Source organism: Citrobacter sp. R56, assembly GCF_016811995.1.
GTDB lineage: Bacteria > Pseudomonadota > Gammaproteobacteria > Enterobacterales > Enterobacteriaceae > Citrobacter_D > Citrobacter_D enshiensis.
In genome coordinates this window covers 1,712,927-1,729,245 of record NZ_CP069159.1, presented here as the reverse complement: position 1 = coordinate 1,729,245, position 16,319 = coordinate 1,712,927, and the positions used below count along the sequence as shown (strand labels likewise).

The 16,319-nt window shown below is 54.2% G+C and carries 14 protein-coding genes; all 14 read right to left on the bottom strand.

What is annotated here, in order from left to right:
- Window positions 1-241: 241 nt before the first annotated feature.
- The 14 genes from galF to wcaE all read right to left on the bottom strand — a co-directional run bounded on the left by galF (window position 242) and on the right by wcaE (window position 16,293).
- A complete protein-coding gene (galF, locus tag JM656_RS08155) occupies window positions 242-1,135 on the bottom strand; it encodes a GalU regulator GalF (protein WP_203360729.1) in 894 nt (297 codons plus the stop codon).
- Window positions 1,136-1,300: 165 nt separating this feature from the next.
- Complete coding sequence (gene wcaM / locus JM656_RS08150) at window positions 1,301-2,704, bottom strand: colanic acid biosynthesis protein WcaM (protein ID WP_203360728.1); 1,404 nt, start codon at window positions 2,702-2,704, stop codon at window positions 1,301-1,303.
- Between the two features lie 11 nt (window positions 2,705-2,715).
- On the bottom strand, window positions 2,716-3,936 hold the full coding sequence (gene wcaL / locus JM656_RS08145; protein WP_203360727.1) for a colanic acid biosynthesis glycosyltransferase WcaL: 1,221 nt from the start codon (window positions 3,934-3,936) through the stop codon (window positions 2,716-2,718).
- The gene (wcaK, locus tag JM656_RS08140) at window positions 3,933-5,213 is read right to left on the bottom strand and encodes a colanic acid biosynthesis pyruvyl transferase WcaK (protein ID WP_203360726.1); all 1,281 of its coding nucleotides are present in this window, start codon (window positions 5,211-5,213) and stop codon (window positions 3,933-3,935) included. Before wcaK ends, wcaL begins: the two co-directional genes overlap by 4 nt.
- Before the next feature lie 27 nt (window positions 5,214-5,240).
- On the bottom strand, window positions 5,241-6,719 hold the full coding sequence (gene wzxC / locus JM656_RS08135) for a colanic acid undecaprenyl disphosphate flippase WzxC (RefSeq protein ID WP_203360725.1): 1,479 nt from the start codon (window positions 6,717-6,719) through the stop codon (window positions 5,241-5,243).
- Between the two features lie 9 nt (window positions 6,720-6,728).
- Window positions 6,729-8,123, bottom strand: coding sequence for an undecaprenyl-phosphate glucose phosphotransferase (gene wcaJ / locus JM656_RS08130; protein ID WP_203360724.1), 1,395 nt, complete (start codon window positions 8,121-8,123; stop codon window positions 6,729-6,731).
- A gap of 62 nt (window positions 8,124-8,185) precedes the next feature.
- The gene (gene cpsG, locus JM656_RS08125) at window positions 8,186-9,556 is read right to left on the bottom strand and encodes a colanic acid biosynthesis phosphomannomutase CpsG (RefSeq protein WP_203360723.1); all 1,371 of its coding nucleotides are present in this window, start codon (window positions 9,554-9,556) and stop codon (window positions 8,186-8,188) included.
- Window positions 9,557-9,721: 165 nt separating this feature from the next.
- A complete protein-coding gene (cpsB, locus tag JM656_RS08120; protein ID WP_203360722.1) occupies window positions 9,722-11,158 on the bottom strand; it encodes a mannose-1-phosphate guanyltransferase in 1,437 nt (478 codons plus the stop codon).
- Between the two features lie 3 nt (window positions 11,159-11,161).
- Window positions 11,162-12,385, bottom strand: a complete 1,224-nt coding sequence (gene wcaI, locus JM656_RS08115; RefSeq protein WP_203360721.1) for a colanic acid biosynthesis fucosyltransferase WcaI — start codon at window positions 12,383-12,385, stop codon at window positions 11,162-11,164.
- Window positions 12,382-12,861, bottom strand: coding sequence for a GDP-mannose mannosyl hydrolase (locus JM656_RS08110; RefSeq protein ID WP_203360720.1), 480 nt, complete (start codon window positions 12,859-12,861; stop codon window positions 12,382-12,384). The genes wcaI and JM656_RS08110 overlap by 4 nt, the downstream gene beginning before the upstream one ends.
- A 2-nt stretch (window positions 12,862-12,863) precedes the next feature.
- A complete protein-coding gene (locus tag JM656_RS08105) occupies window positions 12,864-13,829 on the bottom strand; it encodes a GDP-L-fucose synthase (RefSeq protein ID WP_203360719.1) in 966 nt (321 codons plus the stop codon).
- Between the two features lie 2 nt (window positions 13,830-13,831).
- Window positions 13,832-14,953, bottom strand: a complete 1,122-nt coding sequence (gmd, locus tag JM656_RS08100) for a GDP-mannose 4,6-dehydratase (RefSeq protein ID WP_162379951.1) — start codon at window positions 14,951-14,953, stop codon at window positions 13,832-13,834.
- Window positions 14,954-14,982: 29 nt separating this feature from the next.
- Window positions 14,983-15,531: a colanic acid biosynthesis acetyltransferase WcaF gene (gene wcaF, locus JM656_RS08095; RefSeq protein ID WP_203360718.1), complete on the bottom strand. Its 549-nt coding sequence runs from the start codon at window positions 15,529-15,531 to the stop codon at window positions 14,983-14,985.
- 15 nt (window positions 15,532-15,546) lie between these two features.
- Window positions 15,547-16,293, bottom strand: coding sequence for a colanic acid biosynthesis glycosyltransferase WcaE (gene wcaE, locus JM656_RS08090; RefSeq protein WP_203360717.1), 747 nt, complete (start codon window positions 16,291-16,293; stop codon window positions 15,547-15,549).
- Window positions 16,294-16,319 lie beyond the last annotated feature (26 nt).

Here is a 16,319-nt window from a genome sequence, read left to right as displayed (position 1 = left end):
TATGCCGTATCAGGCATAGATCTCAAAAACTTAAACGCTAATTGTCTTACCAAACGCTTTCTGAGACAAGGAAAATTCGAAAAATCCTTGATGATTTTTTTCCATCTAACTTATTGTTATTACTGATTTATCTTAAGGCAAAACGGCAGAGGACATCCAATTAGCATCAGCACCGCTGCCTGGGATGTTCTCTGCCGTTATCAATTTTTACTGCGAACAACGCACAAAAGATCGACGCGTTTTATTCGCTCAGCAACTTCTCAATGCTCTTACGGAACTTCGGCCCTTCCTTCAGGTTGCGCAGTCCATACTTCACAAATGCCTGCATATAACCCATTTTTTTACCGCAGTCGTAGCTGTCACCCGTCATCAGCATTGCGTCAACAGACTGTTTTTTCGCCAGTTCTGCAATGGCGTCTGTCAACTGGATGCGACCCCAGGCACCTCGTTCAGTTTTTTCGAGTTCCGCCCAGATATCCGCAGAGAGGACATAGCGGCCCACCGCCATCAGGTCAGAGTCGAGCGTTTGCGGCTGATCCGGTTTTTCGATGAATTCAACGATACGACTCACTTTACCTTCATTATCCAGTGCTTCTTTCGTCTGAATAACAGAATACTCTGAAAGGTCGCCTCTCATGCGCTTTGCCAGTACCTGGCTACGGCCGGTTTCATTGAAGCGGGCCACCATAGCAGCAAGGTTATAACGCAGTGGGTCAGCGCTGGCGTTATCGATAATAATGTCAGGTAATACAACGACAAACGGATTGTCGCCAATAACCGGGCGTGCGCACAAAATGGAATGACCCAAACCGAGAGGTTGAGCCTGGCGCACGTTCATGATCGTCACGCCCGGAGGACAGATGGACTGTACTTCCGCCAGCAGCTGGCGTTTTACACGCTGCTCGAGGAGAGATTCTAGTTCGTAGGAAGTGTCGAAGTGGTTTTCGACCGCGTTTTTGGACGCGTGAGTGACCAGGAGGATTTCTTTGATCCCAGCAGCCACAATCTCGTCGACAATGTACTGAATCATAGGTTTGTCGACAATCGGCAGCATCTCTTTGGGGATTGCCTTGGTGGCAGGCAACATGTGCATACCCAGACCCGCTACCGGAATAACTGCTTTCAAATTAATCATTATTTCATCCACCTGTAAAATGGTTGCTGAATTATAGCTCTTTGACATGTTTTAGCCAGCATGAATTACATAGCGGCTCTGTTGAAGATGTTACGCCGCTTATCCAGAGAATGCAGTAGCCATAATCTGAAGAATAGAGATGTGTTTTCAGGAATGTACATAAAACTACCGCGCCTTCTCCGGTAATCTGAAATTGATATCCTCAACATTGACGACCTGGTGATCGACGCTGTCGATATCTACTGAACTCTGTCCCTTCTCATTCACCGCACGCACGTTGGCCAAAGACAACAGCGTGTCCTGTTTGGCCATAAACTTCCCTCTCACGTCTTTGCGCAGGTCAAAGTGCATTTTCAGCGCCGGCCCGATGGTGGACATCTGCATCACATTGATATTGCGCAAAAAAAGATGCTGCGGCTTATTATGCAGTTCCAGCGTTGCCCGCTTCATCTCAATGTTAGTGAGCGCCACAAACGAGGTCGCGTTTCCGGAAGAGATTTGGATGCCGCGTAGCTTCCAGGCAAGATGGGTATTATCGAGATGAATATCATTCAATTTGAAATTTTGTGGGATGGATAAATATCGACCTTTAACCACACCGTAGCCAATAAGCATTCCAGCACTATTCACCATATCAATATTATCAATCACAAAATTATCACAACCATATATTGCCACCGTGGCATTATCTATCCCTGCTTTCTTACTGAAATCCGGTGTGATATTCCGGGCCTTCACATTGCGAATGATAAAGTGCTTGCCATTCTCAACATGAACCAGTTGCCGACAATCTGAGCCGGTGATATTCGCCACCACAAAGTTTTTCACCGTTTGATCTTCCGGGTAGCTATTGTCGTAGGTGCTTCCCGCTAACCCAATGCCGATCCCCCAGTTAATCTTGCCGTTAGTGCAGTTGATACGCTCAATGACATGATCCGATATCAGAATATTGCGATCGTTAATCGCCACATTCCATTCAATCGCATCGCCCTGTAGGTCACTGAAGCGGCAATGGGTGATCCGCGCGCCGTCGACCTGGTTATGGAATCCCTGGCGCAGAATGGCATAGTTCGCCTGAGTCACCGTGATGTCATCAATGAGCAGATTGCGCATAACCCGCGGTTTTTTGCCGCCAATATAGATCTGGGTCACCGGAGCAAACCCGCTCATGGCGATTCCTTTGATCACGCAGTCAGAACCGCGCACATCCAGCGTGATGTTATGCAGGCTACCGCCCCCCTCCCCTGTGACCTGGCAGCCGTCCTGTAGTACAAACCGGCCTCTGCCGTTGCCGCTTAGCCGACCAAGCACGTGCAGCGTTTTACCGGCAGGGATGAAAATCCCCGTATTGATGTTTTTGCAGACCACTCCGGCAGGCACCACGACAGTTTGCGCGTCATCGAACGCGCGTCTGAACGAAGCGACCCAGTCCTGCGGATTGTACGCCTGGATATTGACGTTCTTTCGGGGTTCAACGGCGCGGGCAAGCGGAGTATGGAGGATGGGGAGTGCGGCAAGGACGGAGCCTGCCGTCAGAAAGGTACGTCGGGAGAGTGTCTTCTCTGGCATACAACCTCAATTTACATCGTTTGCAGCAGGCTGGAGAGCTGAAGATTGATCACCTGCTGGTTAAAATCAGACTCAATTTTTTCACGAGCGCGTTGCACCACCGGTCGGAGCGCATCACCGTCGATTCGACTGAAAGTGGCCAGTTGTTCGGCCAGCGCCGGGGCGTCGTTTTCGGGCACCAGCCAGCCGGATTTTCCTGCATCCACCAGTTCCGGGATCCCGCTATGCACCGTAGAGATAACCGGAATACCGACCGCCATCGCTTCCATCAATGCCACGGGAATACCTTCCATATCCCCGTCAGCCCCCGTGACTGAAGGCAGCAGAAATACATCAGCCTGATCGAGCATTATTTTTACGTCATGACTGGGTTTAAAGCCGGGCATGTCAATTACATCATCCAGTTGGTACTGCTCGATCAGCGTGCGCAGGCGTCTTTCCCACGGACCGATACCCAGAATGCGATAGCGGAAATCCACGCCGCGCGCTTTAAGCAGGCGGCAGGCTTCAATGGCAACATGCAGCCCTTTTTTCTCAGTGAGGCGGGCAACAGAGATAATCTCCAGCGGCGTGGCGGGCGTTTTAAGCGGGCGATGGGTAAACCGCGCCATATCCACGCCCATGCGTGAAACCGCGATTTTCTCCGGCGGACAGCCCATCCCTTTAAGCCGCGCGGCCCAGAGTTCGCTGATGGGCAGCATTAAATCACCTCGCCGAAACAGTTGCTGGTACTCGGGCGTATAGTGGTTAAGCACCTCCCGGCTCGAGATATCAATGCCGTGGAAAATGGTGGCTACCTTGCCTTTGAGTACCTCAAGTTCCCGCAGCTTCGCCGCCGTTACCCCGGCAGGCCCAAAATGGGCGATAAAGACATCCGCATCAAACGGTGTCATGGCCTTAGCGCAAATAGAAGAAAGGATCAGGTTGCGCGACTCGGCACCGTAGCGGAAGACATTTAGCGCTTTCCATGTCACCGAACGATGAAGCCCCAAAAACGTTTTGCCTGCGCGATAGCGCAGTTTTGCGAAGCGCCCCGTCGGCTCATCCTGCAACCAGCGGGTTTTAGCTTCCAGGCCATATTTCGTCCATGACGCGTGGGTATTGTGCAAATCTCCCTTCTGCAACGCGACAATATCGACCTCAAACCCCATGTCGATAAACGCGGTGATTTGGTTAAGCACAAAAGTCTCTGAGGACAACGGGAATTTGAGTAAAAAGAAACTGACCTTCATTTTCCCTCCCTGATGCGGCTTAACACCGATTCAACCATGCGTAACCCCTGTTCACGCTCACGCGCCACGGCGGCAGAAACGCGCGAGTTCAGTTCCGGCAACTGCCCCAGCGTATCGGCAACCCTTGTTGCCAGGCTTCCATCCAGGAGATGGCGAATATCGATGGCCATCTCTGGCAACCCCAGTTGCTGCATGATCCCCGCCGACTTATGTTCGTAGTTGATGGCAATGGCCGGGGTGTCAAAGTTCATTGAGATAATCGCGGAGTGCAGACGTGTTCCCACGGTCAATTCGCAGGCGGCAAGAATTTTTCCCATTTCCAGATCGTTCAGTTCGTCCATTACCACATGGTAGCGTGACGGATCGCTGACATACTGACGTAAGTTCAGCGCCACCATACGGTCATCTTTGTTATAGCTGTCGATCCCGGTACAGGTTGAGAGTGCAATCACCTGATACCCTTCCTCCAGGATGCGATTCACGACCCCGGCGAACGCCTGCTCATAGGCCTGCTGAGTGGTGCCCAGACGTTTATCAAACGGCGCCAGTTCGCGCAGTGTGATAGCGACGGTCTTCTGCGTCGCGGCAACATCCAGCCAGTGTTGCACCGTGTAGGTCGGTTCAAAATCGTCATGGTGACGCTCCACCAGCCACGCGGTGTCCACACCGGATTCCACTTTTGCCGTCGTGATGTCGCTACGTTTCATCAGTTCAAGGCTTACCGCTTCGCGCAGGATCAACGCGTCACACTGTCCAAAAACATAGTTCGCCAGTCGGTTGAATTGATCGTCCTGGAACGGGCCGACGCTGTGACCCATCATGTACAGCGGTTTTTTCGCCATGAACGTACACAGCGCATGCTCGAATTGCGGTACACCGTAGAGGTCGACAAAAAACGATCCGCCAACCTGAATAATCGCGTCGTAACCCGACAGCAAACGGACAAAGTCCGTAAAGCCCTGGGCAATCGCAATGTTACGCAGCTTGCCGGTATCCGTGACGCGCGAAAGCAGAACCTGATGTTGATAACGGCGGCGCAGCACTTTTTTCACCCGTCCCATCATGCCAGCCGCACTGTTGTGCTGCTTCATTTGCAGCCAGATAGGATCGCCCATCACCGGACGATTGAGTAACCAGGAAGAGCTCACCGGATAACGGCTCATCACGTCGACGTCCGCGTCGGGCTCCAGGCGATGAACGGCATCCAACAGGCCGCGTAAAATCGCACTGTCGCCACGGTTGCCGCAGGTATGGTTGCCAAGTATGAGTAGTTTCATTTGTATCCCATTAATCATGTTTGAGCTTTATCCTGCGCGTAGCAGTGTTTTCATTTTTTCGTTGCGACAAAACTGGCGCTTTATTTCCACCACTAACGGATGGCGCGACGCCACGATCATCACGACAAAGGCCAGCGCGCCCGCAGCAATTTGCGTTGCCAGCAATACGCCGAGCGGCAGATGCCCTTGCAACGCAACGCCCAGGCCATAACTCAGCGCCAGCGTCGGTAAAGAGAGATAAAACGGTAGCCATAAGCTCAGGATGTACTGACGATAGCTGGAGCCCAGCACCGGTTTGATCATCACGAAGTAACTCAGCACCGTGTTGATGATTTGCACCAGCAGAAAGCCCAGCGTGACACCAATAGCACCCGCCAGATGACCACCGACGAGAATGGCCGGAATAAACAGGCACGTTTTGAACACATTGAATTTGAAGCTGATATCGACGCGCGCTTTCGCCATCAGCAGCGAGCCAATCGGGTTACCAACGGAGCGCAGCAGTCCTACCACGCACAACAGCTGCAGTACCGGAACGATACCGCTCCATTTCTCGCCAAAAACCAGTGGCACAAAATTGTTCGACACCACCATCAGGCCAAGCAGCGCAGGGAAGTTAATGATCCCCACCACCGACAGCAGCTTATAGAAGTTAATCCGCAGCTTTTCGGTATCGTCCTGAATTTTGGCAAATGCAGGAAACAACACGCGGGTAATGATGGGGTTGAGTTTCATCGGCGGTACGACCGCCACGTTGTACGCCAGGTTGTATCCCCCCGCCACGCCTGCGCCAAGAATGCGCGCCAGCACCAGGGTTGAGAGATTGGTATTCACATAATTGATGATGCTGTCTGCCGTCAGCCACGCGCCAAAACGTAAGTTCGACGAGACGGATGCCAGCGAAAAGTGCAGTCCGGGACGATAGATTTTGCGGCCAAAATAGCCAAACAGCAGCGTACGGACCGCGCTGTTGACCAGATAACCAAGGATCGCGGTTAACGCCCACGGCCAGAAATGGGCGCTGACCACCGTAAAGGTAAACCCCGCCAGCACCGAACTGGTCTCGATCATGCCAATCTTGTTGAATTCCAGCTCCTTTTGCATCAGCGCACGGAACTGCTGCCCATGGGGGGTAACCACAAATGCCAGCGACAAGGTTTTGATTAATGGCGCCAGATCGGGGTTATTCAGCACATTACCAATCACGTCGCTAAGCAGAAACACCGCCACGCATACCACTATTCCCAGACCGACGTTGAGCCAGTACAACGTGGTCAGTTCGAGATGGCTTATCTCTTTACGCTGGATAATCGAGTTGGCGATGCCAAAGTCCGAGAGAGTGTCGGCCAGCGCAATAATCACCAGCGAGACGGTTAACAGACCAAACTGATGGTTGTCGATAATCCGCGCCAGCACCGTCATCTGAATCAGTCCCAGCCCGATAATGACCACGGTGGCCATCGCCGACCACTTAGCGCCACTGAGGGTTTTTTCGCGTAAACTCATGATCGTTCCTCAGTAAGCCGCTTTGTTCACAAAGCCCTTAAACACGGTCAGAAAGACGATCTTGATGTCGAACCACAGACTCCATTCGCGGATGTACTCAAGATCAAACTCAACCCGCTTTTCCATCTTCTCTAATGTGTCGGTCTCACCGCGCCAGCCGTTGATTTGCGCCCAGCCGGTAATGCCCGGTTTAACCTTGTGGCGCAGCATGTAACCCTCGATAAGCTGGCGATACTGCTCGTTGTGCGCCACCGCATGGGGGCGCGGGCCCACGATAGACATGCCGCCCGTCAACACGTTGATAAACTGCGGTAACTCGTCCAGCGATGTGCGGCGCAGAAAGTTACCCACGGGGGTGACGCGCGGATCGTTTTGCGTCGCCTGAGTGACCACCGCATCGTTTTCCATCACTTTCATGGATCGGAATTTCCACACTTTGATCGGTTTGCCATCCATGCCGTAGCGCGTCTGGCGGAAAATAACCGGGCCGGGAGATGTCAGCTTGACCGACAGCGCAATGCAGCACAGCACCGGAGAAATCAGCAACAAAATCAGCGACGCCAGCACAATGTCTTCGGCACGTTTAAGCAGCCGATTGATGCCTGAGAGCGGCGTGTCATACAGCGGTACAACCGGCACGCCACTCACCTCTTCGATGCGGGAGTGCAAAATATTGAAGGTGAAAACGTCAGGGATAAGGATCACCGAGCAGGTGGTGTCGGCCAGTTCTCGCACCAGCTTTTTCACCCTTGCACCATCACACATCGACATGGCGATATAAACGTTGTGAATGCGTGACGCTTTGGCATCTTCCACCAGCTGTCGCAGATTGCCCGCCCAGTCCGATGAGACGCCGCCCGGTTTCGCATCGTGATATACGCCGACCACCTCAAAGCCCAGCCACGGTTCGTTGCGAAAACTCTCCAGCAACGCCTGACCGGCGGGTAAATCGCCCGCCACCGCCACCCGCCGTTTGTTGTACCCACGATGGCGCAACCAGCCTGCCCCGTAGCGAATCAACGAACGACAGACCACCAGTCCAACGCTTGAGAGCAGATACCACGCCAGCCAGACGGCAGGACGGTTCTCAACGTCGTTATTGAAAGCGATTAAACCTGCGCTAAACACCAGGCTCAGCGTCCAGTTACGCAGCAGCAGCGCCAGTTCCGTCGAAATTTTGACCCCGCGCCAGGAGCGGTAAAAATCCGTTATGCCTCCCAGCATCTGGAACACCACCAACGTAATTAAGGCCACCAACAGGTGCATATACAGAAATGGCAAGCCGCTCACCTGGCAGACGACCCACAGCCCGCCAAACATGAGGGTGATATCTGAAAAGCGTTGCACCATAGAGATTAACGATGCATTGGTTTTGGCTCGCTCGCGCTTTTTTAGATTTGTCATCGTTGTTCCTGTTCTTAGCCCTTATCCAGCCATTCCCTGACTGGATAAGAGAAGCACTGACATTACTGATTCAACAACGCCAGCAGAGTGCGCGTTCGCGCTTCCATCAGCGGAATATCGCCACGCGATTCAACGTTAAGACGCACCACCGGCTCGGTGTTTGACGAGCGCAAATTGAAACGCCAGTCAGTAAACGACATGCTGATGCCGTCGGTTCTGTCCACCGCCAGCGCCTCGCCCGCAAAGTGCTGCTCAACGCGGCCAATCGCCGATACCGGCTCTGCGAGTTGGCTGTTGATCTCTCCGCTTGCCGGAAACGCCACCATCCGGTCGCGCACCATTTCGCCCAGCGACTGTCCTTTAAGACACACAAGTTCAGCCACCAACAGCCACGGGATCATCCCGCTGTCGCAGTAGGCAAAATCACGGAAATAGTGATGGGCGCTCATCTCGCCGCCGTAGATGGCGTCTTCCTGACGCATCCGTTCTTTAATGAACGCGTGACCGGTTTTCGACATCACTGGCGTGCCGCCCGCCGCCGTCACCACATCAACGGTGTTCCAGGAAAGGCGCGGATCGTGAATGATCTTCGCGCCCGGATGCTTCTCAAGAAACGCCTCCGCCAGCAGGCCGACGATGTAGTAGCCCTCAATAAACTGTCCTGTCTGGTCGAAGAAGAAGCAGCGGTCGAAATCACCGTCAAACGCAATGCCCATATCTGCGCCATGCTCAATCACCGCGTTGCGGGTATCCGCACGACACTCTGGCAGCAGCGGATTCGGTATCCCGTTCGGGAAATTGCCGTCCGGCGTGTTGTGGACTTTGATGAACTCAACCGGCACGCCGCACGTTTTAAAACGGGCTTCGATGGCATCCACCACCGGACCCGCCGCACCGTTACCGGAGTTAATCACCAGTTTCAGCGGGGTGATGTTGTTGACGTTGATGTAGCCGAACAGATGATTGATATAGGCATCACGCAGGGAGATCTGTGTGTAGCTGCCGCGCTTGGCGTCATTCACCGGCGGGAAGTCATTGCTCTCGGCCAGACGCTGGATATCGCGCAGCCCCGTGTCGCCGCTGATCGGCCGGGCGCCCTCGCGCACCAGTTTCATGCCGTTGTAGTCCATCGGGTTGTGGCTGGCCGTCACTTCGATACCGCCATCCACGCCGAGGTGGAAAGTGGCAAAATAGATCTCTTCGGTACCGGACAGGCCAATGTCCAGCACGTCAACGCCGGCATCCTGCAACCCGTTCGCCAGCGCCAGCTTTAGCGCCAGGCTTGTCAGACGGACGTCGCCGCCCAGCACAACCGTTTTCGGTTTCAGAAATTCGCCATACGCGCGACCAATGCGCCATGCGATCTCGTCGTTAAGCTCTTCGCCCAGCCTGCCGCGAATGTCGTAGGCTTTGAAACAGGTTAATTTCGTCATGTTTTTACCCTTCTTCAGGCAACAGTTAGCCCTGACCCGTTAATGGCCAAAAATTAGCTTTGTCGTTATTTGCCAGGTAGTGACCCGGCGCGATCCGTAGGCCGGATAAGCAACGCGCTATCCGGCGGTCATTGCCTGATGGCGACGCTACGCGTCTTATCAGGCCTACATCCGACCGTAGCGATCCTCAAACCGCACCACGTCGTCCTCTTCGAGATACGAGCCGGAGCGCACTTCAATTAAATCGAGCGGAATTTTTCCCGGATTCTCCAGGCAGTGGGTCGCCCCCAGAGGAATGTAGACAGACTCGTTTTCACCGAGCAGTTTGATATCACCATCAATGGTGACTTTTGCGGTACCTGCCACCACAACCCAGTGTTCGGCGCGGTGATGGTGCATCTGAACGGAAAGCCCTTCGCCCGGCTTCACGGTGATCCGTTTCACCTGGTAGCGGTCGCCCGCGTCGATGGAATCGTATTTGCCCCACGGACGGTACACTTCGCGGTGAATATGGTGCTCGTGGCGTCCGTCAGCTTTGATCTGTTCCACCACTTTTTTCACATCCTGTACCGCGTTACGGTCAGCGATCAGCACAGCATCTTTGGTCTGCACAACCACCAAATCCTTCACGCCAACCGTGGTGACCAGGCCGGATTCGGCATACACATAGCTGTTCTCGGTTTTGTGGCTGATCACATCGCCATGATGGACATTGCCTTCCGCCGTATGCGCGCTGATTTCCCACAGTGAGGACCACGACCCCACATCGCTCCAGCCCGCGTCCATCGGGAGAACGACGGCATCCGCAGTATGTTCCATCACCGCGTAATCCACAGACTCTTCCGGGCAAGCGAGAAACGCCTCTTCCTCCACGCGGATGAAATCAAGATCGGGATCAACGGCGCTCATCGCTTTCTCACAGGCGTCAAAAATATCGGGACGGTATTTTTTCAACTCTTCCAGATAACGCCTGGCGCGAAACAGGAACATCCCGCTGTTCCAGTAGTAGTCACCGCTTGCCACCCACGACTGCGCGGTCTCGAGATCGGGTTTCTCGACAAATTGCGCGACCTCAAACGCGACGGCATCGTGCTTACCCGGAGTGACATTGCCGCGACGAATATAGCCATAGCCGGTTTCCGGCAGATCCGGCACGATCCCAAACGTCACCAGTTTGCCCGCGTCGGCATACGGCATCGCGTTGCGCACCGCCGTGCGGAACGCCTCTTCATCGGCAATCACATGATCGGCCGCCAGCACCAGCATCAACGGGTCGTTCTCCGGGCTGTGGCGCTTAGCCGCCAGCGCCGCCAGCGCAATCGCGGGGGCGGTGTTACGCCCTGCCGGTTCGAGAATGATATTCTCGGTCAGCTTGTTCAGCTGTCGCAGTTGTTCCGCGACGATAAAGCGGTGCTGCTCATTACAAATCACCACCGGGCTTTCGCACTCCACGCCGTTCAGACGACAAATGGTCGTTTGCAACATCGTGAGATCGCCCTTCAGGCATAAAAACTGTTTTGGATAAAGTACGCGGGAAAGCGGCCATAAGCGGCTACCGGAGCCACCCGCCATCACGACCGGATAGAGTTTGGTCTGATTCATTATTTAATCCCGAATATCTGCAATAAATTGACGTAACACGTTCTCTTTATCGAACGTGCGTTCGGCATAGTCACGTGCCACCGTGTTGTTTTCAGGCATGGCGAGCGCTTGCATAATACCGCTCACCAGCGCGTCGACCGATTCGGGCTCCACGCAAACGGCGATGCCCGGATAGCTGTCGCAGAGCTGACCCAGTTCGGTCTGGGCTTCTGCGGTAATCACCGCATTGCCGCCCACCGCCAGAATATTGGTGAGCTTGGAGGGCAGAACCGCGTCCGCCGCGCCGCGCTTTTGCACCACCAGATGGCAGTCGCCCATTTTCAGCAGCGCAGGTAACGCGGCGTAAGGCTGAAGCGGGAAGAATTTAATGTTCTCCAGGCCGCGTTCACGGGCCATTTTTTCCAGTCGCGCTTTACCGCCACCCTGACCGACAATCGCAAACAACAGCGGCTGTTCGCACAGTTGTTCCGCCGCCGCAATCACGCTTTCCAGCCCCTGTTTTTCGCCAATGTTGCCGGAGTAGAGAATGATTTTGCGATCAAGCGGCAGTTCAAGCTGTGCGCGCAGTGTGCGGACATCGTCGTCGCTAACATCACGAAAACGGGCCACTTCCGACCAGTTTGGAAAGAAAATGATCTTCTCCGCCGCCACCCCTTTCTCCTGCGCTTTATTCATCATTGAGCGGGAGATGGTGGAGACGTTGTCAACATGATGCAGGCCGCTACGCTCAAACGCCGCTGCCAGTCTGGCAACCTTACCGCGCTTGCCTTTCCCGGCCAGCCCCAGGCCGAGCATCGCGTCCACTTCGTAATCCTGAATATGCAACAGCGTGCGTGCGCCGGAGAGTTTTGCCAGCAGACGCATCCCCGGCGTGCAAAACAGCGTGGGCACCACGCCAATAATGCGATCCGGCTTCCAGCGCCGTTGCGCCAGTAACGGGAAAAAGCTACTCAGCGCAAAGCTGCCCAAATGCAGCAGGCGCTTCAGCGTTGACGGTTGCACCGGTACGTAGAGCGGGCAGCGCCAGACGGTGGCATCGCCCTCTTCCCGGCGGTAACGCCAGCTGGAGTAGCGCTCGCCGACTTTCCATTGTGGATAGTACGGCGGTGCGGTAATCACCCGGACCTCATGGCCTTCACGCGCCATCCACTCCACCATCTCGCCGGTGTACTTACCAATGCCGGTCAGTTCTGGTGAGTAGTTGATGCCGTATACCAAAATTTTCATAAGCCCGGCACCCCGGCCTGGCGTTCCGGCATAAAATAGGCGCGGCTATTTTCATGAACGTCGTCACTTGCCAGCAGCGCAGCAGGCGTCAGCCAACGGTATGCTTCGTGCTGGGCGTCCGGTAACTGAAGGTCGCCTTCCTGAACGCGCAGTCGAAAACCGAGCACAACGTAATGGGTCGAGAAGGTCTCTTCCGAGAAGTTATCGTCATAGAAGTGCTGCCAGACACCATAAAATTCGCCTGCGGATATCGGTAAACGTAAGCCCAGTTCAGCCTGCGTCAGGCGTTCGAAGGCCGCGTGCAGCGACTCATCTTTTTGCACCCGACCGCCGGGCACAAACCAGTCTCCCTGCGCGGGTCGGTTGAGGCGTTTGCCCAGCAGAAATTCTCCGCGCGCGTTTTCCACAATCAGATCAATGGAAATCAACGGTGTGGATCGCACTACGGTGGCAAAATCGTCCTGACGTAAAAACATGCTTACCCCCGAAACCGGTGCTGGTTCTCAAGGAACCACTGGTACGTGCTGGCAAGGCCCGCTTCCAGCGAGATCTCGTGATACCAACCAAGCTGGTGCAGACGGGTGACGTCGAGCAGTTTGCGCGGGGTGCCATCCGGTTGCGTGGCGTCAAATACCACGCGACCTTTGTAGCCCACCACCTTCGCGATGGTTTGCGCCAGTTCGCGAATGGTGCAATCCACGCCGGTACCGACGTTGATGTGCGACAGCATCGGCTGGGTATTCTCCTGCCAGACTTCTCGGTCGAGTTCCATAACATGGATGCTGGCAGCCGCCATGTCATCCACGTGCAGAAACTCACGCATCGGCGTACCGCTGCCCCACACCACCACATCCGCTGCATTCTGTACCGTCGCCTCATGGAAACGACGTAGCAGCGCCGGGATCACGTGCGAATTACTCGGATGGAAGTTGTCATGCGAACCGTACAGATTGGTCGGCATCACCGAACGATAGTCGCGGTGATACTGGCGGTTATAGGATTCGCACAGCTTGATCCCAGCAATCTTGGCGATGGCGTACGGCTCGTTGGTCGGCTCAAGCGTTCCCTGCAACAGCTCGCTTTCCGCCATCGGCTGTGTCGCCAGTTTTGGATAAATGCAGGATGAGCCGAGGAACAGCAGCTTATTGACGTTATGCAAATGCGCGGCGTGGATGATATTGCTCTCTATCATCATGTTTTCATAAATGAAATCAGCCGGGTACGTGTTGTTCGCCACAATACCGCCCACCTTCGCCGCCGCCAGATACACCTGATCGAGGCGCGCGTCGGCAAAGAACGCCTGCACCGCTTTGCTATCCAGCAGATTCAGCTCGTCGCGGGTGCGCAATACCAGTTCCACATCGCTGCGCTGTTCCAGTTGTCTGACAATGGCAGAGCCCACCATCCCGCGATGGCCCGCCACAAAAATACGTTGTTTCATCATCCTCAGGACTCCAGCGCGATGGCAACCTCGTAACCATGAGATTTCAGCAGTGAGTGCTTCTTCGCCGCTTCCAGATCGTTTGCGACCATCTCTGACACCATCTGCTGCAGGGTAATCTCCGGCTTCCAGCCCAGTTTTTGGTGCGCGCGGGAAGGATCGCCCAGCAGGGTTTCCACTTCCGCAGGGCGGAAATAACGCGGGTCAACCGCCACAATCACATCACCCGCTTTAACGCCCGGCGCATCATGACCGGTCACGGAGACGACGATACCTTTCTCGTCTACGCCTTCCCCTTCGAAACGCAATTTGATCCCCAGTTGCCCTGCCGCCATTTCAACGAACTGACGCACGGAGTACTGCACACCGGTGGCGATCACGAAGTCTTCCGGTTTCTCCTGCTGCAGCATCATCCACTGCATTTTGACGTAGTCTTTGGCGTGGCCCCAGTCACGCAAGGAATCCATATTGCCGAGGTACAGGCACGACTCCAGACCCTGAGCGATATTGGCGATCGCGCGGGTAATTTTGCGGGTCACGAAGGTTTCGCCACGGCGCGGCGATTCATGGTTAAACAAAATGCCGTTACAGGCGTAGATCCCGTAGGATTCACGGTAGTTTACGGTGATCCAGTAGGCGTACAGTTTGGCCACCGCATACGGAGAACGCGGATAGAACGGCGTGGTCTCTTTCTGCGGGATTTCCTGCACCAGGCCATACAGCTCAGAGGTGGAGGCCTGATAGAAACGCGTTTTCTTTTCCAGACCGAGGAAGCGGATTGCTTCCAGCAGGCGCAGCGTCCCCATCGCATCGACGTCAGCGGTGTATTCCGGCGATTCAAAGGACACCGCGACGTGGCTCATCGCCCCCAGGTTGTAAACTTCATCGGGCTGCACTTCCTGCAAAATGCGCGTCAGGTTGGAGGAGTCAGTCAGATCACCGTAGTGCAGATGGAATTTTGGGTTGCTGGCGTGTGGGTCCTGATAGATGTGATCCACACGCTCGGTGTTGAACGACGAAGCGCGGCGCTTGATACCGTGCACTTCGTAACCTTTCTCCAGGAGAAGCTCCGCCAGGTAAGAACCGTCCTGCCCGGTGACGCCAGTAATGAGAGCGACTTTTGACATGTCTGTTTTCCTTCTGTACTTATTAGAAATTATTCAGCCTGAACGCGTTCGCGTATCACCACTGCCGGATTGCCACGACAAATCACGTTTGCCGGTAGCGACTTAAAAACACTGCTGCGCGCACCGACCACGGTGCCGTCGCCGATGGTGATGCCAGGGGCAACGAAAACATCCGTCGCCAGCCAGCATTTCTCGCCAATCACAATCGGTGTGGCGTTAATATCAAAATGTTGACTGCGGTGATCGTGACTACCGGTGCACAAATAACTTTTCTGTGAAATAACAGAATGTGCACCTATCGTAATCTCACCCAGCGTATATAAAACCGCGTCATCCCCGACCCAGGCGTAATCTCCCAGGGTTAATTTCCACGGGTAGGTAATTTTTACTGACGGTCTAATTACTGCGTTTTTTCCGATTTTTGCGCCAAATAAGCGTAATAAAAATGCACGCCAGCGATACATCACCTGTGGCGACCATGCAAATAATGTCGCCTGTACCGCCCACCATAATTGCACTTTGATGGCATTGCCGCCCCGGAACCCTTTTGGCACAGAAAAACCACTGAGATCCTGCATCACATCTCCTTATATTTACGTTTTGTTATATAAGGTCTTCGTTTTACCTGTTGTGCGCTGGCGTAAGTGCCATGACAATTCAGCCCAAAAACCCGGCACGCGTAATATCTGGCGCTGCACTTTTTTCGCGTCCTGGCATAATTCCAGATTATTCGTCGTGGACACCCCACCCATTGAAAATTCCGATACCAGGCCGTTCAGTTTTTTAAAGGGGTATCCGTTTTTATACATCCTGGCGGCCAGCGCATAATCGGAAGAAACCTTATATTGCAGATCATATCGGCAGACTTTCAGACCGCTCACCGGAAAAAATATTGCCTGATGACTCGCCGGTAAGCTGTGATAAATATACCAACCGGGTTTCGCACTGCGTTTTATTTTATGACCGTCGCCAAAATCCAGCAGCGCGTCGCCGGTAATCATCCGGTCATCTTTTTGCGATTGCAGCTGGCGGACGAAACGGGCGGCCTGTGGATGAAAGATATCGCCAGAGTTGAGGAACAGCGCAAAGCGACCGCGCGCCATCTCAATCCCTTTGTTCATTGCATCATAGATACCGTTATCCGGCTCGCTGACAAAGCGTAAGTGGTAATCCCCGTTCAAATTTTCGAGAAATTCACGGGTTCCGTCGTTTGACCCGCCATCCACCACGATCCACTCGAAGCTGATATCGTTCGCCTGTGCCAGATGCGCTAACGACGCATGCGTTCTGACGATACCTTCCCGATTACGAAAGGCGACGGTGATAATACTGAGCAACATGTGAATGACCTCGTAACATTGCGCCT

Bases quoted from the DNA above. Each gene is read 5' to 3' on its own strand.
- wzxC (WP_203360725.1), bottom strand. From the start codon at position 6,719: ATGAGTTTACGCGAAAAAACCCTCAGTGGCGCTAAGTGGTCGGCGATG.
- wcaI (WP_203360721.1), bottom strand. From the start codon at position 12,385: ATGAAAATTTTGGTATACGGCATCAACTACTCACCAGAACTGACCGGC.
- cpsG (WP_203360723.1), bottom strand. From the start codon at position 9,556: ATGACGAAATTAACCTGTTTCAAAGCCTACGACATTCGCGGCAGGCTG.
- wcaE (WP_203360717.1), bottom strand. From the start codon at position 16,293: ATGTTGCTCAGTATTATCACCGTCGCCTTTCGTAATCGGGAAGGTATC.
- JM656_RS08110 (WP_203360720.1), bottom strand. From the start codon at position 12,861: ATGTTTTTACGTCAGGACGATTTTGCCACCGTAGTGCGATCCACACCG.
- wcaL (WP_203360727.1), bottom strand. From the start codon at position 3,936: ATGAAGGTCAGTTTCTTTTTACTCAAATTCCCGTTGTCCTCAGAGACT.
- wcaJ (WP_203360724.1), bottom strand. From the start codon at position 8,123: ATGACAAATCTAAAAAAGCGCGAGCGAGCCAAAACCAATGCATCGTTA.
- wcaM (WP_203360728.1), bottom strand. From the start codon at position 2,704: ATGCCAGAGAAGACACTCTCCCGACGTACCTTTCTGACGGCAGGCTCC.
- JM656_RS08105 (WP_203360719.1), bottom strand. From the start codon at position 13,829: ATGATGAAACAACGTATTTTTGTGGCGGGCCATCGCGGGATGGTGGGC.
- cpsB (WP_203360722.1), bottom strand. From the start codon at position 11,158: ATGAATCAGACCAAACTCTATCCGGTCGTGATGGCGGGTGGCTCCGGT.
- gmd (WP_162379951.1), bottom strand. From the start codon at position 14,953: ATGTCAAAAGTCGCTCTCATTACTGGCGTCACCGGGCAGGACGGTTCT.
- wcaK (WP_203360726.1), bottom strand. From the start codon at position 5,213: ATGAAACTACTCATACTTGGCAACCATACCTGCGGCAACCGTGGCGAC.
- wcaF (WP_203360718.1), bottom strand. From the start codon at position 15,531: ATGCAGGATCTCAGTGGTTTTTCTGTGCCAAAAGGGTTCCGGGGCGGC.
- galF (WP_203360729.1), bottom strand. From the start codon at position 1,135: ATGATTAATTTGAAAGCAGTTATTCCGGTAGCGGGTCTGGGTATGCAC.